The organism is Mesorhizobium sp. WSM4832, assembly GCF_055811115.1.
Genome location: NZ_JBVVQH010000020.1, coordinates 57,128 through 81,886, shown reverse-complemented (window position 1 = coordinate 81,886; position 24,759 = coordinate 57,128). Strand labels below are relative to the sequence as shown.

Sequence of the window (24,759 nt, the reverse complement as noted above, 5' to 3'; positions counted from 1 at the left end):
GAAAGCAACATGTCAGGTCAAGATCGGCCACCCGCGTTCCGAGCCATGTTTTCGTCCTCACGCAGAGCTTCCATTTCAGTTTTCTTGAGACCGAGCGTCCTGATGCGCTCGTACAAAGCCACGCGTCGTTTTCACATCGATCTGCGCGGCGCCGCCTTTCGCGACATTTTCGCCTTCACCATGCGCCACTGGAGCAGGCAGCCGGTCCGGCTTGCGATCGTCGTAATCGCGGTGCTTATCGCAACGCTCCTTGACGTCCTGACGCCGTTCTATTCCGGACGGCTCGTAGACGCGGTCGCCCAAGGAGCGGCAGCCGACGCCATGGTATGGGATGCGGTTCTTGCGGCTTTTTCAATGTTGATTGCGCTCACAGTCGGCGCCGTCGTCATTCGCAACATCGCCTTCATTGCCGTCAATGACTTCATTTTGAAGATGATGTCCGACATCGCCAGCGACGCGTTCCACCGCGTCCAGCGCTTTTCGACCGATTGGCATGCGAAAACCTTCGCCGGCTCGACGGTACGCAAGATCACGCGCGGCATGTGGGCCTTCGACCTCCTCAACGAAACGATCCTTTTCGCGTTGTTCCCCTCGCTCATCATGCTCGTAGGGTCGAGCGTTCTGCTCGGCTGGTATTGGCCGATGATGGGGCTGATCATCGCCTGCGGCTCGGTTGGGTATGTGGCGCTGATCATTATCCTGTCGCTCGGCTATGTGGCGCCAGCGGCAAGTCTTGCAAACAACTGCGATACCAAGCTTGGCGGCTCGCTTGCCGACGCGATCAGCTGTAACGCGGTGGTCAAAGGCTTCGGCGCCGAGGTGCGGGAAGATCATCGCCTCGCAAAAGTCATCTCCAAGTGGCGGCACCGCACCCGCCGGAGCTGGGCGCGCGCGACGATCAGTGGTGGATTCCAGGGAATCCTGCTTCTTGCGATGCGAGCGGCTTTGATCGGCTACGCCTTATACCTATGGTCGCGCGGGCAGGCTACCCCAGGCGACATCGCCCTTGTGCTGGCGTCCTTCACCGTCCTTTATGGTTACTTGCGTGATGTTTCCATGCACGTGCGCAACGTCCAGCGCTCTGTAAACGAGATGGAGGAACTGGTCGAAACCTGCAGCCAGCCGCCAGACGTGGCCGATGTTCCGGGTGCCAAGCCGATCCGGATCACGAAGGGGCACATCGATTTCGAGAGTGTCCATTTCCACTATGGCAATCATTGGTCGCCATTCTACAGCGACTTGTCGATTTCGATTGAGGCCGGCGCACGGGTCGGTCTGGTCGGCCCCTCTGGCTCCGGCAAGACCACATTCGTCAAGCTCATCCAGCGGCTTTACGATCTGGATGCTGGACGAATCTTGATCGATGGGCAGGACATCTCGCGGGTGACGCAGGGCTCGCTGCGCTCGCAGATCGCGATCGTACAGCAGGAGCCGCTCCTCTTCCACCGCTCGCTGGCCGAGAACATAGCCTATGGGCGGCCGGGTGCTTCTCGGTCCGCCGTTGAGCAGGCGGCGCGGCTCGCCAGCGCCCATGACTTCATTGCGCGCCTGCCGAACGGCTACGATACGCTGGTCGGCGAGCGCGGCGTGAAGCTTTCGGGCGGCGAGCGCCAGCGTGTGGCGATAGCGCGGGCCTTCCTCGCCGATGCCCCGATCCTGATTCTGGACGAGGCAACATCGAGCCTCGACTCGGAATCGGAGGTGCTGATCCAGAAGGCGATGGAGCGGCTCATGGTCGGGCGCACCACGCTCGTCATTGCGCACCGGCTCTCGACGGTGCGCGCACTCGACCGGCTGCTTGTCTTCGACCGTGGTTGCATCACCGAGCAGGGCGACCATGACGCGCTGATCCGTCGCGACGGCATCTACCGCCGCCTTTTCGAGCGGCAGGCCTTGGAACTGACAAAGGGGTGGAATGAAACCAGCGTGCAACGTGGTTGAACGCGGCGTGAGGTCAGCTTGCCTCCCCAGCAATCCTGTCGGGCCGTTCCTGAAAAGGCAGCCGGGACCTGTCGTCGGATCTTTCGATTCCCGACACGCCCGGTGCCGACCTTCCTCCCCCCGCGCTCGCCGGTAAACCGGTGAATGGAATGCTGTCAATTTTTTATGAGCTTCGTCCTGCGTTCCCGTCACGGCGCTTGAGACGTCCTCCTGAGGCGACAGCCGCGCGATCATTTAGATTCTGCTTGATGCGCACAATGGAGCGAAGGAAAGCAACGCTGCAGGTCCGCGCCAGATACGCGTTCTCTGGCGTGGAGGGGGGCGCCAAAATCTACGCCCTCCCAGCAATCGCTAACCGCCCGCCTCAACGTCGGGCACAAGATCTTGAATATTGGCCGCGACCCACCGCTCTTATGCCGAACTCGAGACGTTCCGGAAACTCGCCGAGGCCTGCACGCCGGCGGTGCGGTCGCGACGATCGAAGCGCGTCCCGACAGAGCGCGGGCGTAAGAAGACCCGCTTGCGAAGAAGGGGATCATGTCAGTCGTTGAGATGTTGCAGAAGAAGCTCCGCAAGCTGCAGTCGCGCACGCGAGGCGCAACGATGCAATTGCACGACCTTTCCGAGGACCTGCCGCTCAACTGGACCGGCATCAACGTGATCGCCAGGAAAGCCTTCAAGATTTTTGCTGAGTTGGACGCGGCAAAGGAAGAACTCGCGGTGTTGGAGAATTCACAATGAAGTGCACTTTTGTCACACGTGACGGCTCTCCCTGGACGCCGCACTATCTGACGGAGATCAATGGCGCGACCTGCATCGGCTGCGGCCGCTGCTTCAAGGTCTGCTCGCGCGAGGTCATGCACCTTCATGGCGTAGATGACGCAGGCGAAATCCTCGGCATCTGCGCCGGCGAGGACGAAGACTTCGACGGCGACCTCAACCGCATGGTCATGATCGTCGACCATGCCGGTCGCTGCATCGGCTGCGGCGCCTGCGGCCGCGTCTGCCCAAAGAACTGCCAGACCCACCTTGCGGCCGACAAGCTTGACGCATGAGCTGGGGACAAGACCAGGAGAACGGCGCCACATTCGCCCATCACGATGGCTGTTTCATCACCAGCCAATGGCCGCCGACCGACCTGGGGGTGGCGTTCGACCGGCATGCGCTTGCCTGTGTTGTCTACCTCGCGTTCGAGGAAGTCGAGGCCGGCAAAGCGACCGCGACCGAAGCGACCGGCCTTTCGTGTGCCGACCTGCAGGATGTCATCACACGCTATTTCCCCACTATGCCCGTCAACGCCTTCGCGCTGGAAAAGCTGACCGATCCCGAGCCGGATATGGAGGAAGAGCTTCTTCGTGGCCTGCTCATTGGGCATGCCAGGCCAGGCGATCAGGCGAGCACGCTCTTCGCCAAGATCATCGCCAGGCGCAGTCTGCGCAATGATCATCTGTGGCAGGACCTTGGTCTTTTCAATCGGGCTGAGCTCAGCCGCTTGATGGCCAGGCATTTCCCGGCGCTGGCGGCCGGCAACACCAAAAACATGAAATGGAAGAAGTACTTCTATCGTAAGCTCTGCGAAGCTGAAGGCTTTTCGCTATGCACCGCGCCCAGCTGTCAGGAATGCCGCGATTTCGAAAGCTGTTTTGGCCCGGAGGAAGGCGAAAGCCACTTGGCACGCATCAAGAACGGGTTCGCTTTGGATTAAGAGCCGCTTTCGTCGCCGCCCCCGCCGGGACTTGATTGGCATCGAAGCCGCACGCGCTTTTCCCGGCGACGTCGCGCGGAGGACGGGATGTTCAACGCCTCTCGATATTTCGCAACGGTGCGGCGAGCAATGTCGATCCCGGTTTCCTTGAGCCGGGTGACGATGTCGTCGTCGGAAAGCACTTCGTCGGGCGATTCCACGGCAACCATCGCCTTGATTTGATGGCGGACAGCTTCGGCGGAGTACGCGTCGCCGCCCTCGGAGGAGCCGATCGCGACAGTGAAAAAATACTTCAGTTCGAACACGCCGCGCGGGGTCAGCATGTACTTGTTCGACGTGACCCGGCTTACTGTCGACTGGTGCACGTTGATCGCATCCGCAACAGTCCTGAGATTGAGAGGCCGCAGATGGGCGACCCCATATTCAAAAAAGGCGTCCTGCTGGCGGATGATTTCGGCCGTTACCTTGAGGATCGTCTTGGCGCGCTGATCAAGGCTGCGGATTAGCCAGTTCGCGCTTTGGAGGCATTCGTTGAGAAATGCCTGATCTTTCGAATTTTGAGCGCTTAGGCGTGAGACCTCGGCAAAGTAGTTTTGGTTCATCAGCACTTGGGGCAGCGTGTCTGGATTGAGCTCGATTTGCCATCCGCCTGCGGGAGAGGGCTGGACCAAGACGTCGGGTATGATCGATTCAGGCCCTCCGGATTGGAATCGGTTTCCAGGCTTGGGATCGAGCGCGCGGATTTCGTCCAGCATGTCGAGCAGGTCGTCTTCATCGACACCGCACTGGCGCTTCAAAGTTTGAAACTCGCGTCGCGCTAGCGCTTCAAGATTGGCGACCAGCGCTGCCATCGCCGGGTCGAACCTGTCTAGCTGCCGCAATTGTATCTCAAGGCATTCACTGAGAGTTCGCGCAAAAATACCCGGTGGATCGAACTGCTGCAAGGTTCCGAGAACCCGTTCCACAACAGCCTCCCGGACGTTCAGGCTGCGGGCGAGTTCCGAAAGGTTCACGCGGATGTATCCGGTGTCTTCCAGATGACCGGCAAGCTCGCCAGCTATTCGCCGCTCCAGCGGCGCGAGTGCGCTGAGAGCGATCTGACGAGCGACGTGGTCGTGCAAGGTTTCGATGGACGTGCAGGTATCTTCGAGAGCATTGTTTCCCGCCGGTGCGACATTGTTTTTGCCGCGAATCGATTTCCACTGCGAGGCCCCATCCGATATGCCGCCCGTCGTTGGCCCGATGGGCGGGTTTCCGGCCGAAATCGACGGAAGGTCCTTCGGCGCCTGGTCTGATGCCCGTTCCAGAAAGGGGTTCTTCTCGATTTCCTGCTCGACGAACTGATGCAGTTCGGGATGCGCCAGTTGCAACAGGCGAATGGATTCCATCATTTGCGGCGTCAAGACCAACGATTGCTTCTGACGCTGAAGCAGGCTTGCTGAGGAGTGCATGGTTATTGTGGAGCTCCTACCGAGCGGCCCCTTGGCCTTGTGCAACGGGATTTTCGAGACGTTGACTCGTCTAGATCATGCAGCCGTCACGGCTTTGGCTTTCAGCGCTTGAAGGACATTCTGCGGCGACGATACGCCATAGGGGTCGGTCTCGCAGTTGTCGGAGAAACCGTCCTCCTCGAACCAACTCTCCACCACGCCATTGTTGATCACGGCAGCGTAGCGCCAGGAGCGCATGCCGAAGCCGAGATTGTCCTTGGCGACCAGCATGCCCATTTTGCGGGTGAACTCGCCCGAGCCGTCTGGGATGAGCTGGACTTTCTGCAACCCCAAGGATTTTCCCCAGGCATTCATGACAAAGGCATCGTTGACCGAGAGACAGTAGACCGCGTCGACTCCTTGTTTCTTGAAGTCCTCGTAGAGATCTTCGAAATTGGGCAGTTGGTAGGTCGAGCATGTCGGGGTGAAAGCGCCAGGCAGCGAGAACAGGATGACACGCTTGCCGGCAAAGTAGTCGTCGGACGTTTTTTCTTCCCAACGATATGGATTTGGCCCCTGGACTGAATCATCTCGAACACGCGTGAGAAACGTGACGAAGGGGACCTTCTTCTGACCGGTCATCAATGTGCTCCTCGAGGAAAACTGGTGCGCTGCTTTTTCGCTTGAAACTGATACGGCATCGACTTCGACCGAGCGGCGTGCGTTTTGCGTCGGCCGTGGATCAGCCGGCAAAACCTTCGCAAGCACGGGCGTTTGAAGAAACGAGGTCTCGATTTGCGGTGGCAACGAGAACGGTTCCACTACGTCTACGGGGTGTCGCGATGTCAGCAATGGTCTTACCCCTGGCCACCTTGTGATGGGTTCCGCCGAGTACGACGCAAACGCCATGCCATTTGATTTTTAGGCTGGGGGTCACACTGGTTTTTGCAGCGACACTCTTTGCGTTGAGCGGCCAGGACCCTGCCTTCGCCGAGACCGAGCGCCCCCACAATCACCTGATCGTGAGCTCTGGCTACAGGGCATCCCCTTTATGCGTTTCAAGCCGCCAACCTCTTTTGTCCGTAGCTGGACAAAAAGGTCGGAAGTCCGACAGAGGGTCGCCGGCGCGCAGAACGGTGGTTCGAATTAGAAGCGAGAAATCTGGGGCTGATTGCAGGAGCCGATCGGGGTTAACCTGACGTGGGTCCCTGTGGTCTCCGTTCTCAAGATTGAGACGGCTGAGGGGCTTACGCCCTTCGCCCTATCAACCCTCTCCACACAGCTTCGAAATCGACAATGTACAAAAAACCCACACGTCCATTGACAAGCTGCCCTGCGCATCTTCCTGAACGGCGCCCGCGCAAGGCGTACACGGTCCGGAGGTGGCGGGAAAACCGCCTTGCACCCTCGAAGCATTTTGAAGCCGCCGCGACTTTGCTGTCAGGTTTGTCAGGTCCGCGACACGGCTGTCCGCCAGGCTTGCGGCTGCGCATTCGTTCAAGCTTTTGAAGGATATGTAGAAATCTCCCGCAAAGCTCTTACCGCGCTGTTGGCACGACTTTTGAAGCTCTCTTGTCAGACGGCAGGAGAGACCGCCCGGCGTCAATTCGTGAGTGATATCGCGCTCAATGCAACGAGGGAAGACAACATGTCAGGCCAGCGTCAGTTCAGATTCGATCCGAAGCGGGCATTGCCTGTGGCATGCAATATGGACCGGCGTGGTTGGCGTCACCATCACAAGCGCCCGGGGCGAGCCAATGGCCACGGATCGACCTGGAGATACGATTCGACCAGAATATGCTTGCTCGAGTCCTTTCGCCGGCGCTCGAGGAGACCGGTGAGTGCGTCGGCCGCCAACCGGCCTTTCGCGTGCCGCGCTGCGGATATTCTCGAAGCGATGATCGACCCCGAACCGCTCGGAGCAAGAGCTTCATTCCGCCTCGCCTTCGAAGCTGGAAAACGCTGCGTCTCCGACGTATCGCTCGTCGGCTCTTTGACGGCAGACACCGGTCTGGCCACGAGGCTTACAAGCTTGCCGGATGGCGAAAATGCCATGCCGCATGCGCTAATTGGTGGTTAGACGGCAGGAGAAATCCAATGGCGATCAACCCGGTTCCAGATCATGTCCCGCCCGAAATGGTGAGGGACTTCAGCCTCTTCACATCGCCAGGCATGCCACCAACGCCCAACGGGGACCCACACGCAGCTGTCGCTTGCGTCCATGACGGGCCTCCGATCTTCTATTCCCCCTACAACACGCAAGATGGCCGGGGCACCTGGGTCATCACCCGCGCCGCAGACCAGCGTAAGGTGCTGCAGAACGCTGAAACTTTTTCCAGCCATCGCAGCATCTTCTCCTCCATACTGGGGGAAACCTGGCCGACGATCCCGCTTGAGCTCGATCCACCGGCCCATGGCGTCTTTCGCTCGCTGCTCAGTCCGCTGCTTTCGCCCAAGCGGGCGACGGCAATGGAGCCGGCTGTCCGTGAGCGCGCGATAGCCCTGATCGACGGGATCACCGCATCAGGCACGAGCTGCGACGTCATGAAGGATTTTGCCTTTCCGTTCACTGTCAGCATCTTCCTCCGCTTTCTGGGGTTGCCGGATCAGGGACTCGATACATTTGTCGACTGGGCGAAAGATCTGCTCCATGGCGACGATGTGGAACGACCTGTGGCTGCCCGCAAGATTGTGGCTTTCATCGATGAACTTGCAGTCAATCGCCGCAAGGATCCCGTCGACGATCTCATGACCTTTATCGTGCAGGCGCAGGTCGAGGGCCGCCGGCTCACCGACGAGGAAATTCGTGGCGTCGGCGTGCTGGTCTTCGTCGCCGGACTTGACACCGTCGCAGCCGCTATCGGTTTTGACCTGGCTTACCTAGCGCGCAACCCCAAGGATCAGGAACTGCTGCGCAGCGAACCGGATCGCATCGTGCTCGCAACCGAAGAATTGCTGCGGGCCTATCCGCCCATTCAGTTGATCCGGGTGGCTACGAAGGATATCGACTTCGAAGGTGCGCCGATCCGAAAGGGGGACTACGTTTCCTGCGCCACGATGATCGCAAATCGCGACCCGGAGGAATTCCAATCCCCCAATACGGTCGATCTGGCGCGGGAGCACAACCGCCACGCCGCCTTTGGCTATGGACCCCACCGTTGCCTTGGCTCCCACCTTGCCCGGCGCGAGATTGTCATTGGCCTGGAGGAGTGGTTGGCGCGCGTTCCGACCTTCCGGATCAAGCAAGGTACAGCGCCCATCACCTGTGGCGGGCATGTGTTCGGCATCGAAAATCTGATCCTGGACTGGTCATGACCGTGGCCGCCCCGAGCCATCGCAGACAATGGAGGCAGCGCTATGCGCATTATCGTCCACAATGCCAAATGCCAGGGTCATGCGCGATGCTCGGCGCAAGCGCCCGACATCTTCAAGCTTGATGATGAGGGCTACATCTTGCCCGGTGACATTGAGGTTGCGGAGGGGGAGCGACTGCCTGCGTTACAAGGCGCGCGATCCTGCCCGGAACGTGCGCTGGAAGTCGATCGGACGTCGGCCGCGCGGTTCGAGCCAACCGCCATTCAACCGAAAGCTGGGGACGCTTAGGTGGAATCGACGAGTTTCCTGCCTACCTTCTCTCCGGCGTCGAGACCTCCATGACACGCCCGCGAGATGTGAAGTTCGTCTCGTTTCTGGCTTCTTCAGTTGCCGACCGGTTCGTGCTTGCACGCAATTAGAGGCACGAAACGCCTCTTCCAATCTCAGAATTTGCGATAGAGCGATGGACCAGGCAAAAATCACCGAACTGCACGACCGCGAGGCTATCCGCGACTGCCTTTATCGGTACTGCCGCGGCATAGATCGCGCAGATGAGGCTGCGCTGCGCAGTGTGTATTGGCCCGATGCGCATGACAATCACGGCGCCTATTGTGGCTCAGCCGAGGGCTTCATCGAGTTTGCGCTTGGTGTCTTCAAGACCGGACCGCGATTAATCCACCAGATCACGAACGTCTTGATCGAATTCATCGACCCAACGGAGGCCGTGGTCGAAAGCTATTTCACCGCGCTGCAACGCGGACCAGACAACGACGGAGAAGCACGCCAGATGCTCCTCTGCGGCCGTTACTGCGATCTGTTTCAGAAGAGAGAGGGGGCGTGGCGCATTGCCGAACGGACCGTGGCTTACGATTGGTTCGAAGAGCAGACCCCACCAGCGATCCCCGAGGCAGAACGGTTTGGCTTACGGCAACCGATCGGAGCAGCGCATCCCAATGACCCTGTTTACGCGCTCAGGAAGCGCCGCAGCTCGTCACCAAAATGAGAATGGAATGCATGTCACCATAATGCTTTCGAAGGCTCCCACCTGGAGAGCCGCATCGCGGGAGCGGTCCCGGAACGCAACACGTCTACCCGGTATGCAAACTTGCGGTCACCAGGACGTCTTGCAATGCCGCGACCGGTCTTGCGGCTGGCTTGCATCGAGATCGCTGACGCTGGCCGCGGAGAGGTTCATATGAAGCAGGCAGGACGCGTCGTCATCATTACGGGAGCGGCAGGCGGGATCGGCCGTGCGCTGGTCGATATCGTTGCCGCCGAGGGAGACATCGTCGTAGCGGTGGACCTTCCTGGCAGCGGCGTTCTTGAACTGGCCGGCGGTCTCGGCCATCCGCATCTGGGCCTCGAATGCGACGTCTCGCGAGAAGAGGACATTATCGCGCTATACGGCCGCGTCGAAGTGCAGTTTGCGCAGATCGATGTTCTCGTCAACAACGCGGCGATAGGACCGGCCATGGCTGCGACTGTCGACACCGGTTTCGAGACCTTCCGACGCGTGCTAGCAACAAATCTGATCGGGCCTTTCATCATGGCCGGCGAAGCGGGCAGGCGCATGCGGCCCGACGCTGCCATTGTCAACGTCGCTTCGCTGGCGGGCGTGCTCGGCAATCCCAAGCGCAACGCCTATGCCAGCTCGAAAGCAGGCTTGATCGCTCTCACGAGGTCGCTTGCATGCGCGTGGGCCTCGCGCGGCATCCGCGTAACGGCGGTAGCGCCAGGATACGTGCGCACGCCGATGGTGGCGGAACTGGAACGCGCGGGCAAGATGGACCTCGCGGCCGTGCGCCGCCGCGTGCCGATGGGTCGAATGGCGCGCCCCGACGAGATCGCTCGGGCCGTGCGTTTTTTGGCCAGCGCACAGACGGGCTATATCACCGGATCGGTGCTGACGGTCGACGGCGGTTGGATGTCGTTCAACCAGCCGGGCGATGCGCACCCGCCGGTGGACGAGACGCCTCGAGCCGAACTCTTCCGGCCGGCCGAACGAACCGATGCGCGCACAGTGGTCGTGACGGGCGGCGTGAACGGTATAGGCGCCGCCGTCGTTCGCCGCTTCGCCGCGAACTCCGACACAGTCGTGATTGCCGATAAAGATGGTGCTGGGGCGGCAGAACTCGCTGGTTTACTGGGCGGCAGACACGTGGCGAAATCCGTTGACGTGGCGGTCGAGAGCGAGGTGGTGGCGCTGTTCGAGGAAGTACGGGCGCGCTTCGGTCGCATCGAGGTCCTCGTCAACTGTGCTGCTGTTGCCGATACGTTTGTGCGAGGGATGGAAATCCCGGAACAGATCGAGCGGGTGCTGGACGTCAATCTCACCGGCACCTTCACCTGCGCGCGCGAAGCGATCAAGTCGATGGACGCCGGCGGCGTAATCCTCAATGTTGAATCGATCAATAGTTTCCTGCCCTTCGCGCCGCGCCATGCCTATGGGGCGTCCAGGGCGGGTATGAACATTCTGACCCGGTGCATGGCGGCCGAGCTCGGGTCGGTCGGCATTCGAACGGCCACCGTCGCTCTTGGCTATATCCGTACGCCTGACATTGCTCAGTTGGTCGAGTCCGGCTGCATCGATTCCGTGGCGATCACACAGCGCATCCCGATGGGCCGGATGGGAGAGCCCGAAGACGTCGCCGAGGCAGTGTTCTTTCTGGCCTCGCCTGACGCCTCATACGTAAACGGCTCGACCCTCTACGTGGACGGCGGCTTGACCTCATTGGCTGACGCGCGAAACGCCCAGCCAACCGATCAGGAAGATCCAACGGAATGTTCGCCCGCGACGGGCTGCGGTTCGTCGAAGCCGACGAGGCTCGAGGATTGAGACTGCGGCTGCATGGCACGTGCCAAGCGCGGCTTGCCAAGTGATCGTCTTCATCGGTGACGGAAACCTCGTCGTCAGGGTCGAACCACTAGCCAAGGCGCTTGCCTGCGGCCGCCGACAATAAGCGGCTTTGCGCAAGATCGTCCACTACGTCGCCGCCAGACTGGATCAATACCGCGGCCCACCCGCAATCGGCACGAGTCGAAGGCTTGATTGGCCACTTTGTGTAAACGAGGACACGCCATGGAATTCGCGACATTCATCTTGGCGGCCCAGCGAGGCTATCATCAATCGTGCGACAGCGTCATCGGTAACTCCATAGAACAGGCAATCGCTTCGGAGCAGGCCGGCTTCAACACCGCTTGGTTCGCCGAGCACCACTTCAACAATTACAGCCTGATTCCCTCGCCCTTGATGATGGTGGCGCACTGTGCCGGCCTTACGAGCACCATTCGCCTTGGCACCGGCGTCTGTGTGCTACCGCTATATCAACCGCAGCGCCTGCTCTCCGAGATCGGCTTTGCCGATATCGTTTCGAACGGCCGCCTCGAACTCGGCGTCGGCTCGGGATACCAGCAGTTCGAGTTCGAGCGCTTCGGCGTCGATGTCGATCAGGCGCCGGCCGTGTTTGCGGAATACCTGGATATCCTTCTCAAGGGCCTCAACCAGAAGGTCTTCGAGCACAATGGCCAGTACGAGAAGATACCTTTAACGGCGATTTCGCTGCGCACCATCCAGAGGCCAGCCCCACCGATCTGGATCGCCTGCGGGTCCGCGCGAAGCATGTGCCGGGCCTATCGTGAGGGCCACAATCTTTTCGTGACGGCGTTCCACAACGGCTTGGAAAACGTAAGAACGTTGCGTGAAACGATCGAGGCGGCAGCGGCCTCGCGGGGCAAGGATGTCACGGCCGCCAAGATAGCGCTTCTGCGCTGCTGTTATGCCAGCGACGATCAGGCTGAGATCGACAGCTATCTCGACAACGCCCGCTTCCAGCGCCGGCTATCTGAAGCACTTCATCAGCGCCGCCAGCAGAGCCGGGACGGCTATCTGCTGCAGGAAACACCGACGCAGCAGGATCTGTCGTTCGAGACCATGCGCCAGAACCTGCCGATCGGCAGCGTAAGTCGCGTCATCGATCGCCTGCTGGAAGAGATCAGTATCCTGAAGCCGGACCAGATCGCAATTCAGACGCAATTGGGAGATTTCGACCAAAAGACGATGCTACGCCAGATTGAGCTCTGGGGAGACAAGATCATTCCATTGATCAACAAATCGCTTGGTTAGGTCAAGGCTTAAATTCGGGGGGGTGCTGAGATCTCGCGTGCCGATGCTCGATAATCGTCCATGCGGCATGGATATGTATTCAAGCCGCCTGGCAATTACGGGAACGAAGACCAACGCCGTCCGTCACCTTGCCTGCACGGACCGCCGGTCTTCCGCTCCCTGGTCATCTCGCTTGAGATCGTTGATCGGCAGCCTGACGGGACGGCGGCGGCGGCGCAGACGAATAGCCACTCCCGCGACCCTTCTTGTGTCCGAAGTTGGACGAGGATGTCGAAAGCCCGACCAAAGGGTCGAGAGGGCCTGGCCCGCCGGTATGCAGAACTGGTGCGGCGCAGGTGGTACGCCAATTCGGCACGCGCCTTGCTCCATTGATTCTGTATGGGTGTACGACAGTGCCGGATCGCCGATCAGTGGGCAGAGCGGTTTGTCACTGAAAGTACTTCGGGCGGCAGCGATGACAGGCTTGTCCGCTGGATAGCGTCGGTGGAGGTGAGACCGCATGGTGGAGAGGCAGTCTGGTGAGCAGACGCGCGAGAGCTTGCGCCGAATGATCGCGTCCAGTGAACTCGCCTTCGCAATGGAGGCTCATGACGGCCTTTCGGCGGCGATTGCCGAGCGCGCTGGCTTCAAGGCGCTCTGGGCGTCCGGCCTCTCGATTTCATCCAGCCTCGGATATCGAGATGCTAACGAAGCTTCCTGGTCCCAAGTCGTCGATGTCGTTGAGCGAATCACCGACACGGTGGACGTTCCAGTCCTCGTCGACGGGGACAGCGGGTTCGGGAACTTCAACAATGCCCGTTTGGTCGCCCGCAAGCTGCGCCAACATGGTGCGAGCGGCATATGTCTTGAGGACACGGCGTTCCCGAAAATGAACTCGTTCGTCGGTGATCGGCACCCGTTGGCCGATATTCCCGAGTTCTGCGGCCGGCTTAAGGCAGTGAAGGACCAAGTGCCGGATGCAGAATTCGTTCTGGTCGCCCGGATCGAGGCGCTCATCGCCGGCCATGGAGAGGATGAGGCGCTGGCGCGGGCACAAGCATACGCTGAGGCGGGCGCCGATGCCATTCTAATTCATTCCCGCAAGTCCAACGCTGAGCAGATTTTCGCCTTCACGCGCGCCTGGCAGAACCGCCTTCCGGTCGTGATCGTGCCTACGAAATATTATCGCACGCCGGTCTCCGCGTATCGGGCGGCCGGAATCTCCACGGTCATATGGGCGAACCATAACATGCGCGCGGCGATCTCGGCCATGCGCCAGGTCTGCGACCGCATCCTCCGCGAAGAAAATACCGCCGGTATCGAGGAGGAGGTGGCGACGCTCGACGAACTCTTCGATCTGCTCAATTACCAGGAACTCTCAGCGGCGGAAGAGAAATATCTGCCGCGGACGGCGACCGGCGTCCGGTAGCAGGCCCAGCCGTCTTTTTGGAAGCAAAACGAAAACGGGAGCGCACATGCTTGCGCATCGGACAAATCTGTTCGGTACATCGGGTACCGCCGCGGCGCGCGCTGCCGCAAAAGCGGCGACCGATGCTGGCAAGGAGATCATCGATCTGACCGCCGGCGAGATCTGGAGCGAGCTTGCTCCCACGATTCGCGACGGCGCGATCGACGCCATCAATAACGGCGTCAATCGCTATACCGATACCGTTGGCATGCTGGAGCTGCGCGAGGCACTGGCGCGGAAGATCTCCCGCGATACCGGACAGATATGGAAGGCCGAGGAAGTTGCCGTGACGTCCGGAGCGAAGCAGGCCTTGTTCAATGCCGCAATGGTGCTGCTAAACCCCGGCGACGAGGTCATCATCCCGGCGCCTTACTGGACAACGTTTCCGGCCCAGGTGCTAATCGCCGGCGGCACGCCGATCTTCGTCGACTCTCGCTCTAACGCTTACGTCCCGCGCATCGAGCACATCAAGGGGGCGATCACCGAACGCACGCGGGCGATCGTCGTCAACACGCCCAGCAACCCAACGGGCACCGTCTACGATTTCCAGACGCTGATGGCCATCGCTCAAATCGCGATCAACCGCAACCTCTGGATCATTTTCGACGAGTGCTATGGCGACTTCGTGCATGGGGATCATACCCACCATCCGATCGTCTCGGTCGCTCCCGACATTCGAGCACACGCGTTGATCGTCAACTCCTTCAGCAAATCGCTGGCATTGACCGGTTGGCGCATCGGCTATCTGGCGGGTCCAAAAGAGGTGATCAATGCCGTCAAGGCCCTGCAATCGCACACCACTTCGAATCCAAACGTAATTGCCCAGCACGCGGTGCTCGCCCATTTGCAAAGGGGTGGCTCGGACTATGAAAGCAAGCTGCGTTCACGCCTGACAAGCGCCAGGCGGGTCGGTCTCGACGTGCTTTCTTCGTTGACGCGTGTACCGGTCGCCAAGGCGCAAGGGGGCTTTTATTTCTATCTCGACCTTTCCCATCTGCTGCGACCGGCATCGGAAGACGGCGCCTCAACGACAGCCGACGATATCGTGACGGGTCTGCTTGCCGAAGCTGGCGTCGCAGCTGTGTCGGGCACCGCGTTCGGCGACCCCGTCGGATTACGTCTATCCTATGGAATCCCACCTGAAAAACTCGCGACCGGCCTGGCCCGGCTCGTGGAATTTCTCAACGCCTGGAAATAACATCGCAACACAAGGAAAGAGGAGAATGAGATGCCTCCCGCTGCTCCCAGGAAAGCTGTCATTCTCGCTGCTGGTTTTGGGTCTCGCCTACGTCCGTTGACGGATCTGCGGCCGAAGCCACTGGTCGAGGTAAACGGCACGCCGATTCTTCACAACGCCCTGCGAAACCTGGAAGCAGTAGGCGTCGAAAAGGTCACGATCGTCGTTGGCTATCGCAAGGATGCCATCCAATATGCATGCGGCAGCCGCTTCGGCCGGCTTGAGATCAATTACATTGAGTCAACGGTCTTCGACAAGACAGGGAGCGCATACTCGCTCTGGCTGGCGCGCGACACGCTTCTTTCCGGTGACTGTTATCTCCTCGAAGGAGACGTCTTTTTCGAAGAAGATGCACTGCGCCACCTGATCATGGGGGAGGCGGCAAATGCCGCCGCGGTCGCGCCGTTCGATCCATCCATGGAAGGGTCGGCAGCCGTGCTTTCCAGCGATGGCTTCATATCCGAAGTCCGGTTGAAGCAGACGGCAGCAAATCTGGTATCAGGCAGCCCGGCGCTGTTCAAGATGATGAACCTCATCCGGTTCTCTGGCGCCGGACTCCAAACGGTAATTGTCCCGGCCCTCCACCACCTGATCGGCTCGGGCGCGATCAAAGCCTATACCGAGGAGTTGCTCGCGCATCTCGTCGAGCAGCGCGGATTGCAACTCGCCGCGGTGCGATGCGACGGTTTGCGATGGTACGAGATCGACAGTGAACAGGACCTGCGGGTGGCGGAAAGGATTTTCGCCTTCGAGCGGCCTCACAGACGTAGTGCCGGCGCTCCGGCCGCCATGGCGGAGGCAGAAGGATGATCCGCTATCTGTTCGACGCTGCAAATGCCATTACGGCCCTTGGGCTGATCTTGGCCACCACGGCGATCTACTTTGCTTTGATCGGGCGCTTCGAGATTGGCATCTGTTTCGGCTTGTGGGCTCTTTTGGCGGATGATGCCGACGGCATGGTCGCGAAGCGTTCCTTGAACCGGTCCGCTTTGATGGCACAGCTGGGTGGCGCGTTGGATGGGCTGCTTGATTTGGTCTACGCAGCCGTCTTTCCAGCGGTTCTGATTTTGTCCTTCAACGCGTTCTCCGTTCCCGCATTGTTGGCTGCCAACTGCCTCATCCTATCAGGGGCTCTGCGCCTCAGCTATTTTTCGACTTTCGGACTGGACGCTGACGGATTCGGCAGAGGATTGCCGCTGAATAACAACGTCTTCGTGTTGGCGTTGCTCTTCGTCGTCGACCATTACTTGCCGGTGCAAGGCCTTGGCGACCTATTGATCGGAGCAGGGTTTGTGCTGTCGGTCCTGCATCTTTCAAACTTCAGATTTCCGGGTACCGGCAGTGCGTTGCGCTTGGGCAACCTTACGCTCGCCGCAGCCGGATCTGTCGCCTTGCTCGCAAAGTGAATCGGTTTGACCCAAGGGAAGAGAATACATGGAAAACTCTTTCGAGATCGAAACTCGCACCGTGTTTGATCGCTATCAGCGCCAGCAGGAGAATGACGACCACATATTCGACAGGCTGGTCTCTCTAATCGAGGAGGAATATTTCGGCCTGCCAACCGGTAGCTTCCGCGGCCTTGATGTTCTGGATGCGGGCTGCGGCTCCAACGCGAATGCGTCCTATGCGTTTCTCGACAAGGGGGCACGAAACGTTGTTTCGCTTGAATTGAGCAATGATTGGATGGATTGCGCGCGCAAGCGGCTCAGCCGTTTCGGGCCGCGCTCGGCACTCGTCGCTGGCAGCGTGCTCGACCTACCGTTTGACGACTTCAGTTTTGATTTTGTCCATTGCGCAGGGGTTTTGCCGCACACCAGCAATCCGAAAAGAGGCTTCGAAGAGCTTGCCCGTGTAACTCGTCCCGGCGGCAGCTTCTTTTTGACGATTATGGGTACCGCCAATGGCGTCATTTACCGATGCATCAATCACTTGCGAGAACTCTACCAAAGCGACGACCAATTCCGCAGTTCCATTGACAGCCTAGATGCATCCACCGCACGCGAAGCCATCGACTGGCTGTTGAGAATAAAGGACGGCGAAGAGGAAGAATATATACCTGGCGAAAGCGAATTCTTTCGGAGTCTTTTCGATGATGATTTGTTCGTGACGATCCGGGATCGTTTCCAGGCGCCGACCTATCACCAGTTCGCATTCACAGAGGTGCAAATCCGAGGCTGGTATGGCGAGTGCGGCTTCGACAAGGTCCGCAGGATCTCAAGATATACGAGAAATTTCCATAATCTCCGGCGCTTCCTCGCTCCGATGTACCGTCATTACGACCACCCGCTGGCCCGCTTCTGGTTCGGCGATGGCTGCATCCAGATGATCGGCAAAAAGCCGAGGACGTAATCGGCGTTATTCGTACCAAGAGAGCGACCCCAATGTGCGGAATCTTTGGGATAGTCCTCAAAAACGAGGGAACACCCGTTTGTGCTGAGGCCGTTGAGCGTTGCGCTGACGCTCTCGCTCATCGCGGACCTGATGCCAGCGGCCTATACGTTGATCAATCGGTAGCATTCGCGCATCGACGGCTATCGATTGTCGACGCTCATGCTCGAGCCAATCAGCCCTATCGCGATGACAATACCGGGGTGGTGGTAACGTACAACGGCGAGGTATTCAACTATCGGGAACTTAAAGCTGAATTGAGGGGCATGGGTTTTTCATTTTCGACAATGTCCGACACAGAGGTTCTCGTTCTTAGCTATATTGCTTGGGGAAAGTCATTCTTAAACCGCCTTGACGGGATATTTGCCTTTGCGCTTTTCGATCCACGGAAATCGCTTGTTCTCATCGCCCGAGATCGTTTGGGGGTAAAACCCCTTTACTACACGATGTGCGATGTTGGCCTTCTCTTTGCATCGCAGCCGAACGCTCTCATTCGCTGGCCGGGCGTCATGCGCGGACCCGACATGATCGGCGCGCTCAGTTTTCTTTCTTATCGCGCGGTTGTCGGCGCCAGGACGCTGTTTGCCGGGATTTCCAAGTTAGAGCCCGGCCATCTCCTCGACATAACAAACGGGCGACACACGTCCGAACGTTGGTGGAATCTGTCCGAGCGCATTTCGCGATCGAAGCCGAACTATTCCGACATAAGGAGACTATTTGGAAGCGCCGTCCAGCGTCAGCTGGTGCCTGATGCACCGGTCGCAGCATTGTTGTCCGGTGGACTTGACTCGAGCATCCTGGCCTATGAGGCATCCGCTCGCTCACAAATCCGTCCGATCTGCTATACCGGCAAGGTCGAGCCCCCCGATTATGACGAGACGGCCTATGCCATCGAGGTCGCAGCAGAATTGGGGCTCACTCACCGGGTCGTCCCAATTGGAGAACCTTCCGATGTCAACGCCGTAGCGGAGCTGGTGCGCCTGCGCGGACATCCGCTTGGTATGCATAACGAAACCGCAATGTTTACGCTCGCAAAGGCGATTTCAAAGGAGCATAAGGTCGTCCTCACCGGCGAGGGTGCCGATGAGATTTTTGCTGGCTACAGCCGATTGTTCCGTACGCCGTATGATTACAATCGAAGCAAGATCATCACCGCATTGCCACCTGCCCTTGCTCGGATCGCACGCCGACGCCTTGGACTCGGCGTCCATTGCAGTCAGCTGCAGTTCTTCCTGGAGCGCTACAGCTACTTCCCGGCTGATGAGATCCGTTCGCTTGCTATCGATGGACAGATGCGAACAGAGCACGAGATGGAGCTTTTCGATCATTTCTCGACTCAATTTGCGGAGGCGGGCGGAGATTTCTTTAGCAAGATCTCATATGTTCTCGTCTCTACACATTTGCCCGCGTTGCTGGAAATGGTTGACAACACCACAATGGCAGCTGGGCTTGAAGCTCGCGTCCCTTATGCCGATCATCAGCTCGTCACCGCCGCAATGGCAATGCCCGGCTCTCAGCGGTTGAGGTGGAGGTCTCCAATCGCTTCGGCCCAGGCTTTTTGGCGTCCGATTGCTTCTTTCAGCGAACGTCTCGACGTCTCAAAATACCCCTTGCGAAGGGAATACCGGAGCGTCTTGCCCAAATCTGTTCTATCTCGCAAAAAGATGGGGTTTCCGCTGCCACTGGGACAGTGGGCCGTTGGCGAGGGAGCAACAGCATACCGCAGGCTGTTGTTTGACAAGGACTCTCCGCTGGGAGATTTGTTCGACCCTGCTGCTTTGCGGCGTTGGTTCGAGGCCGGACAACGAAATCCTTCAGATTCATTTGGCCGGAAGTTCTGGCTGCTGGCCAACCTTGGGATATTCTTCAAAGAGGTATTCTCATGACGAATATCCGAGCCCCGTATAGGCTCCGGATGACACCGATATGAACGCATTACGGATATTTCGATCGCCTGTTTTCGTTTTCATTTGGGGATGGAGGGGCTTGCATTCGCGCTTTTTGCTTCTTGTAAGAAAGGAGTCCCGAAATGGTAGGTGCAACTCGTGCCGTTTTTATCCTCGATTTCAGAACGCCAAAGATACATCTGTGGAGCGGTAGTTACGATGCACCATTGGTCCCGATCAGCGGTCAGCCGCTCTTGGACCGTCTCGTCAACGCCTGTTTCGAAAACGGCATTGAAGATGTCGCTCTCCTTGAAAACTTAAGCAGCGGCATATCCGATAGGTTCTGCCTACAGGACAGCACAAATACCATTTCGTGGCACGATGGGCATCACAGCGACCTCATTGAGAGGCTACGGGATCATGAGGGTGACACTCTCCTAATATGGGGAACGCCGCTTTTCGACAGTGACGTCCTTGACGGAATCGATACCGACAGCGGATTGCGCGGCTCTGCCTGGCGGCCCGACGCACCGACTGGGATTTATCGATTGAGTGTGGATGTTCTACGCAATCTTTTACCTGAAAGCCACGGCGCGGCATCTGACGTTCCACGTCAGACCTTGAGCACGTTAGCCGTGGGTCTGTCCGGGCTGGAGATGGCGCTCCTTGCAGATGAGCTGAATTCTGGCTCCGAACTGCTCGATATCCGCGACGGTGTCGACGCATCCATAGCGGAATTTCGGTGTGACAAGGAGAACTTGCTGCGGCGTCTGGAAACGAGCGTCGGAGGTTATTGGCGTAAGCCAATCGCGGAGCACATGCTTCTTTGTAATACCCGTTTCCCTCCGACGGCTTTTTACGACCGGCTGGCGACGAGGCTTGAAGGCGTGTTAACATGTTATCCTTCTCAGCAGATCGATATCGTTTCAGTTGTTGGCGCGATGACCTCGCAGCCGCCGGACTTTATTGCAGTCGGAAACGGGGTGACCGATCTCATCCAGGCGCTCTATTCAGTGCTGAACCCCACAATCGCGATTCCCACGCCAACGTTCGCCGGCTTTCAAACGCCACTCGATGACGAACGGAAGAACAACTTCGTCCTCGCTCCGCCCTATTTCGATCTCGACGTTCGAGCTTTCCTGGAATTCGTAATGGCGACAGGCGCAGATACGGCAATCGTTGTAAATCCAAACAATCCGACCGGTCGACTTGTTGATTATGCTGACGTGGCATGGCTGGCCGAGGCTCTAGGGTCTCGTGGGCGGCGGCTGATCGTGGACGAATCGTTTATTGATTTTCCCGCCAACGGCCGATCAAACAGCGTTCAGCATCTAGTGCTGTCCTGTGACAATCTGATCGTGGTGAAGAGCCTTGGAAAGGTCTTCGGACTCGGCGGAATCCGGCTCGGCTACCTCATGGCTGGCGATCCCGCCCTGGTTGCGGCCGTGCGCCGGAAACTGCCGTTGTGGAACATCAACGGCATTGCGGAATACACACTGTTCCTGCTGCCCGAATTCGCAGAGGAACTGGAAGACAGTCTAAGACTGTTGAGAAAGGATAGAGAGCTGTTCATCCAGGAGCTGCAGACGGTACCGGGCCTCGACGTCGTGCCTTCGCAAACGAATTTCATCCTATGCCGGCTGCCTGAAAATTCGGTATCCGCTGCTGAGCTCAAGCACCGCCTCGTTCTCTTTGAATCCGTCCTTGTAAGAGAATGCGGCTACCAAGCGATGGACGACGCAGATCGATATCTTCGCCTGACGGTTCGAAGTCGGGCGGAGAACGAAAGGCTGGCAAAAACCCTGCGGCGCACATTGAGCCACTCAACTACCGCCTCTGTCGAACGTGACATGTACGCTTCGAATTGACCAGTCCTTTCCAAATTCCGCGAGAGGAAACCACGTTGTCATGGTTATAATTGTCATAAAGGCTCATTGAAAATCTTTGGCCAATGGCGAAGTGTGCGTCCGAGACTTGATAGTGCAATTCAATATTTCCGAAGATATGTCATCCGCAACATTGGAGACTTGGTAGACCATGGCCCTTTGGCGGCAAAGCGTGCAGATGGCGGCCGCACAAGTAGGGTCGATCTGAGGCAAAACGCATCTGCAAAGACTGGCAGATACGTGGTCGTGGTTAGCGCCGAACGCATGCTCGACGTGCGACCTCTCGGATCAACCGCCGGCTGGAGCGATATGCAAGTTTGCGTAAACCGCCTTCTTTCGATCAAAATCGCCTAGTGTCGCCGGCCGAGGCCCACTGACTACTTTCCAGCCTCCGAGGCCGTCGTCTCAAACACGCCATCCGACATCTCTTGTCGCCTTTGTCGGATTCGCAACACAGCCTTACCCGATCTCTTGTTTTGCTCAGGCTAAATCGATGAAAAGCAGCCACAAAGTTTCGTTCGGCTCGATCGGCCAAAGTTGGCACGAGTTTTGAAGCGCTTCGGTACGAGGCAGCGAGGACTGTCGACTAGCGTTCATGTCGCGGGTAGTCGTGATGGATGGAACCGAGGAAGTAAAGCAAACATGTTAGGTCTGCGTCAGATCGCATTCTACGGCAGGGGCATCGACAGTCCACCGCCTCCCAAAAAAGCTCGCCGCTTTTGTCGACCTCGGGCAGAAGTTCCGCATCGTCGGCCGTGACCCGAAGCCGACAGCCGTCTGATAATGAACTCGAAAGCACGCAGGATACGGCCCTGCATCTCGCTGCAAAGTCATGCTCAAGGTCTGTCCTCTCGCTGCCGAGCGCACCCTCTTCCAGTCAAGCTGTTGCTGGCAAGAGAGCTGTCGAAATGACATGCATCAAAATTTTCCGCCGAAACATCAAGCGAAATTCTACAAAACGGACTTTCCGCGATAAGGCCCGTACTCGCGAGCGCGAGGTAGTGTGACCTGTGGCAACACGAAACCAGTATGCGCAACTCTGGCGGGCCATTTCCGAAGGGCCTGTATCAACATACTGGCTGGACAAGTAATCGAGGAAGACTTCATGAAAGATCATGCGCAAGTGAAGGACGCTTACACCGCCTATGGTGAAATATGGGGCGATGTCTACGATGAATATGTGGAAGCGCTCAATGAGTCCGTCGAGAATGCGCGGGCAGTCAATTTTCTCACGCCCTTCGCAAGGAACGGAACCACGCTCGAATTGGGCGTCGGAAACGGCCACATCGCCTTGCCCCTTTCGGCGACAGGAGCTTCGGTTCACGGTCTCGATAACTCGCAAAGGATGCTTGCATCGCTTCGTGCAAAAGCCGGTGGCGATTCGGTCACAACGCACCTTGGCGACATGGCAGAGTTTGACCTGGGCACTCAATATGATCTCGTGTACTGCGTTAATAGCACTTTTTCACTTATGGTGACCGTCGGTCAACAAATTGGCTGCTTTGAATCGGTCGCGAAGGCGTTAAAGCCCAACGGTCGCTTTGTGGTGCACTTGTACTATCCAGATACTGAGAATTTTTCGGGCGCAGGCTTCTATGGTGACCAACGAACGACGGTTATTCATATCGATGAACGGCGCGCGATGGTGCGATTTACCAGGCATGACCGACCTAGACAACTTTTTGTTTCTCAAGACCTCTGGATCACACCGGCCGGAAACCGGACGATGCCCACTAAAATGCGATATGTTTATCCAACGGAGCTCGACTTACTCGCAAAGATCAGCGGACTTGAGCTTCTCGAGCGCCACGGAGACTGGCATGGGCGCCCGTTTGACAATGCATCTTGGCAGTACATGTCGGTATTCCGCAAAACACCATGAGAATGTGTGTCGCCATCGAAAACGCCGTGCGCTGGGCCGCGCAGCGTCGGTCGCGGCTGGTGTTTTGGGCTGAATCCGATCTACGGGTTGCTTGCCGCTGGCATCGCCCGGTCGGCTATTATTCCATCGACCATATGGTTGCTTGCGATGTCTGGCGAGACGATGCCCCAAAACAAAATCATCACGACGAAATCCGCCGAGCGCATGACGAAACATGTGCCTAACGGCCCGCCTGCACTTCGCTCCAGCCTTCCTCCAGCCTTACGCATGACCAGGGCTGTTCGCGCAAATCAGTAGACGTCAACCGCTGGATGCGGGTGGTCCGGTCGTCGGGTCTTCCCCTGTCCATTTTTCCTTCGGAGAAGGTTGTTGACGCAAGTCGGAAAAGAAGGTCGTGAGGTATGAAGCGATGGGAAGTGGTTCGATCTGCTATCCTCAGTGACATCGATGCTGGTGCGTTCGAGGATGGGCGCTTGCCTGGCGACCTCGCTTTGGCAGAACGATTTGGAGTAAATCGCCACACGGTGCGCAATGCGATCAAGGCCCTGGAATCTGAAGGCGCTTTGCGGGTTCAGCACGGTGTCGGGACTTTTGTTGCGGATGATTTCGTTCCACCTAGGCTGAACAGCGATCGCAGGTTCACTTACAAAGTCCTCGGTCAGAACAAATCGGTGAAGCGAGAGATACTGTCGGTCAACGAGACTTCCGTTGAACCTGATATCGCAAAGCGTTTGGGGATCGCTCCGTTAGCGTTGGTTACTGAGGTCAGGTGGGTTTCGTTCATCAATGACTGGCCTTTGGCCACCGGATCGAGCCACGTTGCAATCAACCGGGTTCCGGGTCTTGCAGCTGCGTTCGAAGGAGTAAGCTCCTTCACTGTCGCCTTGAGGCGCTGCGGTATCCTGGAATACAAGCGGAAATGGACACGGATAACGGCACGAAGACCCACTCAGCAGGAGGCACAACGCTTACGGATATCGTCGTCCAGCCCGGTACTGTTTGAGACCAATGTTGATGTAACCCTCGATGGGTTGCCGATCAAATATGAATTCAGCGTCATACGAAGCGACAGATATGAATATCTTATCGAAACCAATGATTAGCACGGAAAATTCGGCGCGAAACCGTGGCTAATTCGGCGATGCCCCTGCGGATTAGCCGGCCCGCTCCACAGGGGATGGTCTCACGGTGAAGTTAGCGCCAGCGGCAATTACGACAGAGCCAATGGCGATCGGCGCGCCGCTTTATGGCCGCATACGAGAAGAAGCTCAGAAGTGGCTCACCAGGTTTGGTCGTGACGAGCGGTGCTCCATCGTTTCGATGTGCTCCATGCGGCCCGGGCTCACGCCGCTCCCGCCACGCGCTGCCAAGTGAAAGCTGGCTCGGATGCAGCCGGCAGCGTCGTGCCATCGCGCTTACCCATTGCCTGCCTCCACTCGCACCGAGCTGCCGGACTTTCGTTAAGGTGCGCGAATTCGAAGACCCGGCAGCCGGGTGGCTGGCCGTCGGCATTTTTGTG

At 58.3% G+C, this 24,759-nt stretch carries 21 protein-coding genes and 1 pseudogene; 19 read left to right on the top strand and 3 right to left on the bottom strand.

Annotated features, from left to right (window positions below; genetic code table 11):
* Nucleotides 1–102: 102 nt before the first annotated feature.
* The 4 genes from AC0L2L_RS25185 (at nt 103) to AC0L2L_RS25170 (ending at nt 3,646) form a co-directional block, all read left to right on the top strand.
* A complete protein-coding gene (locus tag AC0L2L_RS25185; RefSeq protein ID WP_473582107.1) occupies nt 103–1,941 on the top strand; it encodes an ABC transporter ATP-binding protein in 1,839 nt (612 codons plus the stop codon).
* 537 nt (nt 1,942–2,478) lie between these two features.
* Nucleotides 2,479–2,682 carry a CCE_0567 family metalloprotein gene (locus tag AC0L2L_RS25180; RefSeq protein ID WP_473582105.1) on the top strand — a complete coding sequence of 68 codons (204 nt, stop codon included), beginning with the start codon at nt 2,479–2,481 and terminating at the stop codon, nt 2,680–2,682.
* The gene (fdxB, locus tag AC0L2L_RS25175) at nt 2,679–2,996 is read left to right on the top strand and encodes a ferredoxin III, nif-specific (protein ID WP_473582103.1); all 318 of its coding nucleotides are present in this window, start codon (nt 2,679–2,681) and stop codon (nt 2,994–2,996) included. Before AC0L2L_RS25180 ends, fdxB begins: the two co-directional genes overlap by 4 nt.
* Complete coding sequence (locus tag AC0L2L_RS25170; RefSeq protein ID WP_473582101.1) at nt 2,993–3,646, top strand: nitrogen fixation protein NifQ; 654 nt, start codon at nt 2,993–2,995, stop codon at nt 3,644–3,646. The genes fdxB and AC0L2L_RS25170 overlap by 4 nt, the downstream gene beginning before the upstream one ends.
* On the opposite strand, the gene rpoN is transcribed toward AC0L2L_RS25170, so the two are convergent.
* Both rpoN and AC0L2L_RS25160 read right to left on the bottom strand, forming a co-directional pair.
* On the bottom strand, nt 3,643–5,097 hold the full coding sequence (rpoN, locus tag AC0L2L_RS25165; protein ID WP_473582099.1) for an RNA polymerase factor sigma-54: 1,455 nt from the start codon (nt 5,095–5,097) through the stop codon (nt 3,643–3,645). The two genes, AC0L2L_RS25170 and rpoN, sit on opposite strands and share 4 nt — an antisense overlap.
* A 75-nt stretch (nt 5,098–5,172) precedes the next feature.
* On the bottom strand, nt 5,173–5,718 hold the full coding sequence (locus tag AC0L2L_RS25160) for a redoxin family protein (RefSeq protein ID WP_473582097.1): 546 nt from the start codon (nt 5,716–5,718) through the stop codon (nt 5,173–5,175).
* A 1,195-nt stretch (nt 5,719–6,913) separates the two neighbouring features.
* Here AC0L2L_RS25160 and AC0L2L_RS25155 point away from each other — a divergent pair.
* The 15 genes from AC0L2L_RS25155 (at nt 6,914) to phnF (ending at nt 24,343) form a co-directional block, all read left to right on the top strand.
* Nucleotides 6,914–7,156: a hypothetical protein gene (locus tag AC0L2L_RS25155; RefSeq protein WP_473582096.1), complete on the top strand. Its 243-nt coding sequence runs from the start codon at nt 6,914–6,916 to the stop codon at nt 7,154–7,156.
* Nucleotides 7,157–7,173: 17 nt separating this feature from the next.
* Entirely contained in the window at nt 7,174–8,391 is a 1,218-nt protein-coding gene (locus AC0L2L_RS25150) for a cytochrome P450 (protein ID WP_473582094.1), read from the top strand.
* Nucleotides 8,392–8,433: 42 nt separating this feature from the next.
* On the top strand, nt 8,434–8,679 hold the full coding sequence (locus tag AC0L2L_RS25145) for a ferredoxin (protein ID WP_473582092.1): 246 nt from the start codon (nt 8,434–8,436) through the stop codon (nt 8,677–8,679).
* A 175-nt stretch (nt 8,680–8,854) separates the two neighbouring features.
* Entirely contained in the window at nt 8,855–9,394 is a 540-nt protein-coding gene (locus tag AC0L2L_RS25140; protein WP_473582090.1) for a nuclear transport factor 2 family protein, read from the top strand.
* A gap of 192 nt (nt 9,395–9,586) precedes the next feature.
* Nucleotides 9,587–11,227, top strand: a complete 1,641-nt coding sequence (locus AC0L2L_RS25135; protein ID WP_473582088.1) for an SDR family oxidoreductase — start codon at nt 9,587–9,589, stop codon at nt 11,225–11,227.
* 243 nt (nt 11,228–11,470) lie between these two features.
* The gene (locus AC0L2L_RS25130) at nt 11,471–12,514 is read left to right on the top strand and encodes an LLM class flavin-dependent oxidoreductase (RefSeq protein ID WP_473582086.1); all 1,044 of its coding nucleotides are present in this window, start codon (nt 11,471–11,473) and stop codon (nt 12,512–12,514) included.
* A gap of 499 nt (nt 12,515–13,013) precedes the next feature.
* Nucleotides 13,014–13,922, top strand: coding sequence for a phosphoenolpyruvate mutase (aepX, locus tag AC0L2L_RS25125; RefSeq protein ID WP_473582084.1), 909 nt, complete (start codon nt 13,014–13,016; stop codon nt 13,920–13,922).
* Between the two features lie 46 nt (nt 13,923–13,968).
* On the top strand, nt 13,969–15,159 hold the full coding sequence (locus AC0L2L_RS25120; RefSeq protein WP_473582082.1) for an aminotransferase class I/II-fold pyridoxal phosphate-dependent enzyme: 1,191 nt from the start codon (nt 13,969–13,971) through the stop codon (nt 15,157–15,159).
* A gap of 30 nt (nt 15,160–15,189) precedes the next feature.
* The gene (locus tag AC0L2L_RS25115) at nt 15,190–16,008 is read left to right on the top strand and encodes a phosphocholine cytidylyltransferase family protein (RefSeq protein ID WP_473582081.1); all 819 of its coding nucleotides are present in this window, start codon (nt 15,190–15,192) and stop codon (nt 16,006–16,008) included.
* The gene (locus AC0L2L_RS25110; RefSeq protein ID WP_473582079.1) at nt 16,005–16,604 is read left to right on the top strand and encodes a CDP-alcohol phosphatidyltransferase family protein; all 600 of its coding nucleotides are present in this window, start codon (nt 16,005–16,007) and stop codon (nt 16,602–16,604) included. The genes AC0L2L_RS25115 and AC0L2L_RS25110 overlap by 4 nt, the downstream gene beginning before the upstream one ends.
* Nucleotides 16,605–16,632: 28 nt before the next feature.
* Entirely contained in the window at nt 16,633–17,547 is a 915-nt protein-coding gene (locus AC0L2L_RS25105; RefSeq protein ID WP_473582078.1) for a class I SAM-dependent methyltransferase, read from the top strand.
* A gap of 32 nt (nt 17,548–17,579) precedes the next feature.
* On the top strand, nt 17,580–19,472 hold the full coding sequence (gene asnB, locus AC0L2L_RS25100) for an asparagine synthase (glutamine-hydrolyzing) (protein ID WP_473582076.1): 1,893 nt from the start codon (nt 17,580–17,582) through the stop codon (nt 19,470–19,472).
* 143 nt (nt 19,473–19,615) lie between these two features.
* Complete coding sequence (locus tag AC0L2L_RS25095) at nt 19,616–21,340, top strand: pyridoxal phosphate-dependent aminotransferase (protein WP_473582074.1); 1,725 nt, start codon at nt 19,616–19,618, stop codon at nt 21,338–21,340.
* A 1,123-nt stretch (nt 21,341–22,463) separates the two neighbouring features.
* Nucleotides 22,464–23,240, top strand: a complete 777-nt coding sequence (locus AC0L2L_RS25090) for a class I SAM-dependent methyltransferase (protein ID WP_473582072.1) — start codon at nt 22,464–22,466, stop codon at nt 23,238–23,240.
* A gap of 401 nt (nt 23,241–23,641) precedes the next feature.
* On the top strand, nt 23,642–24,343 hold the full coding sequence (phnF, locus tag AC0L2L_RS25085) for a phosphonate metabolism transcriptional regulator PhnF (protein WP_473582070.1): 702 nt from the start codon (nt 23,642–23,644) through the stop codon (nt 24,341–24,343).
* Between the two features lie 239 nt (nt 24,344–24,582).
* Here the strand turns inward: phnF and AC0L2L_RS25080 are convergent.
* Nucleotides 24,583–24,714: pseudogene (locus AC0L2L_RS25080) on the bottom strand (hypothetical protein); the annotation flags it as partial.
* Nucleotides 24,715–24,759: the final 45 nt, after the last annotated feature.

What these genes read in the sequence shown, in the direction of transcription:
- AC0L2L_RS25120 (WP_473582082.1), top strand. Translation starts at nt 13,969, where the DNA reads ATGCTTGCGCATCGGACAAATCTGTTCGGTACATCGGGTACCGCCGCG.
- AC0L2L_RS25185 (WP_473582107.1), top strand. Translation starts at nt 103, where the DNA reads ATGCGCTCGTACAAAGCCACGCGTCGTTTTCACATCGATCTGCGCGGC.
- aepX (WP_473582084.1), top strand. Translation starts at nt 13,014, where the DNA reads ATGGTGGAGAGGCAGTCTGGTGAGCAGACGCGCGAGAGCTTGCGCCGA.
- fdxB (WP_473582103.1), top strand. Translation starts at nt 2,679, where the DNA reads ATGAAGTGCACTTTTGTCACACGTGACGGCTCTCCCTGGACGCCGCAC.
- phnF (WP_473582070.1), top strand. Translation starts at nt 23,642, where the DNA reads ATGAAGCGATGGGAAGTGGTTCGATCTGCTATCCTCAGTGACATCGAT.
- AC0L2L_RS25180 (WP_473582105.1), top strand. Translation starts at nt 2,479, where the DNA reads ATGTCAGTCGTTGAGATGTTGCAGAAGAAGCTCCGCAAGCTGCAGTCG.
- AC0L2L_RS25160 (WP_473582097.1), bottom strand. Translation starts at nt 5,718, where the DNA reads ATGACCGGTCAGAAGAAGGTCCCCTTCGTCACGTTTCTCACGCGTGTT.
- AC0L2L_RS25135 (WP_473582088.1), top strand. Translation starts at nt 9,587, where the DNA reads ATGAAGCAGGCAGGACGCGTCGTCATCATTACGGGAGCGGCAGGCGGG.
- AC0L2L_RS25105 (WP_473582078.1), top strand. Translation starts at nt 16,633, where the DNA reads ATGGAAAACTCTTTCGAGATCGAAACTCGCACCGTGTTTGATCGCTAT.
- AC0L2L_RS25140 (WP_473582090.1), top strand. Translation starts at nt 8,855, where the DNA reads ATGGACCAGGCAAAAATCACCGAACTGCACGACCGCGAGGCTATCCGC.
- AC0L2L_RS25095 (WP_473582074.1), top strand. Translation starts at nt 19,616, where the DNA reads ATGGTAGGTGCAACTCGTGCCGTTTTTATCCTCGATTTCAGAACGCCA.
- AC0L2L_RS25115 (WP_473582081.1), top strand. Translation starts at nt 15,190, where the DNA reads ATGCCTCCCGCTGCTCCCAGGAAAGCTGTCATTCTCGCTGCTGGTTTT.
- AC0L2L_RS25090 (WP_473582072.1), top strand. Translation starts at nt 22,464, where the DNA reads ATGAAAGATCATGCGCAAGTGAAGGACGCTTACACCGCCTATGGTGAA.
- AC0L2L_RS25110 (WP_473582079.1), top strand. Translation starts at nt 16,005, where the DNA reads ATGATCCGCTATCTGTTCGACGCTGCAAATGCCATTACGGCCCTTGGG.
- rpoN (WP_473582099.1), bottom strand. Translation starts at nt 5,097, where the DNA reads ATGCACTCCTCAGCAAGCCTGCTTCAGCGTCAGAAGCAATCGTTGGTC.
- AC0L2L_RS25130 (WP_473582086.1), top strand. Translation starts at nt 11,471, where the DNA reads ATGGAATTCGCGACATTCATCTTGGCGGCCCAGCGAGGCTATCATCAA.
- asnB (WP_473582076.1), top strand. Translation starts at nt 17,580, where the DNA reads ATGTGCGGAATCTTTGGGATAGTCCTCAAAAACGAGGGAACACCCGTT.
- AC0L2L_RS25145 (WP_473582092.1), top strand. Translation starts at nt 8,434, where the DNA reads ATGCGCATTATCGTCCACAATGCCAAATGCCAGGGTCATGCGCGATGC.
- AC0L2L_RS25150 (WP_473582094.1), top strand. Translation starts at nt 7,174, where the DNA reads ATGGCGATCAACCCGGTTCCAGATCATGTCCCGCCCGAAATGGTGAGG.
- AC0L2L_RS25170 (WP_473582101.1), top strand. Translation starts at nt 2,993, where the DNA reads ATGAGCTGGGGACAAGACCAGGAGAACGGCGCCACATTCGCCCATCAC.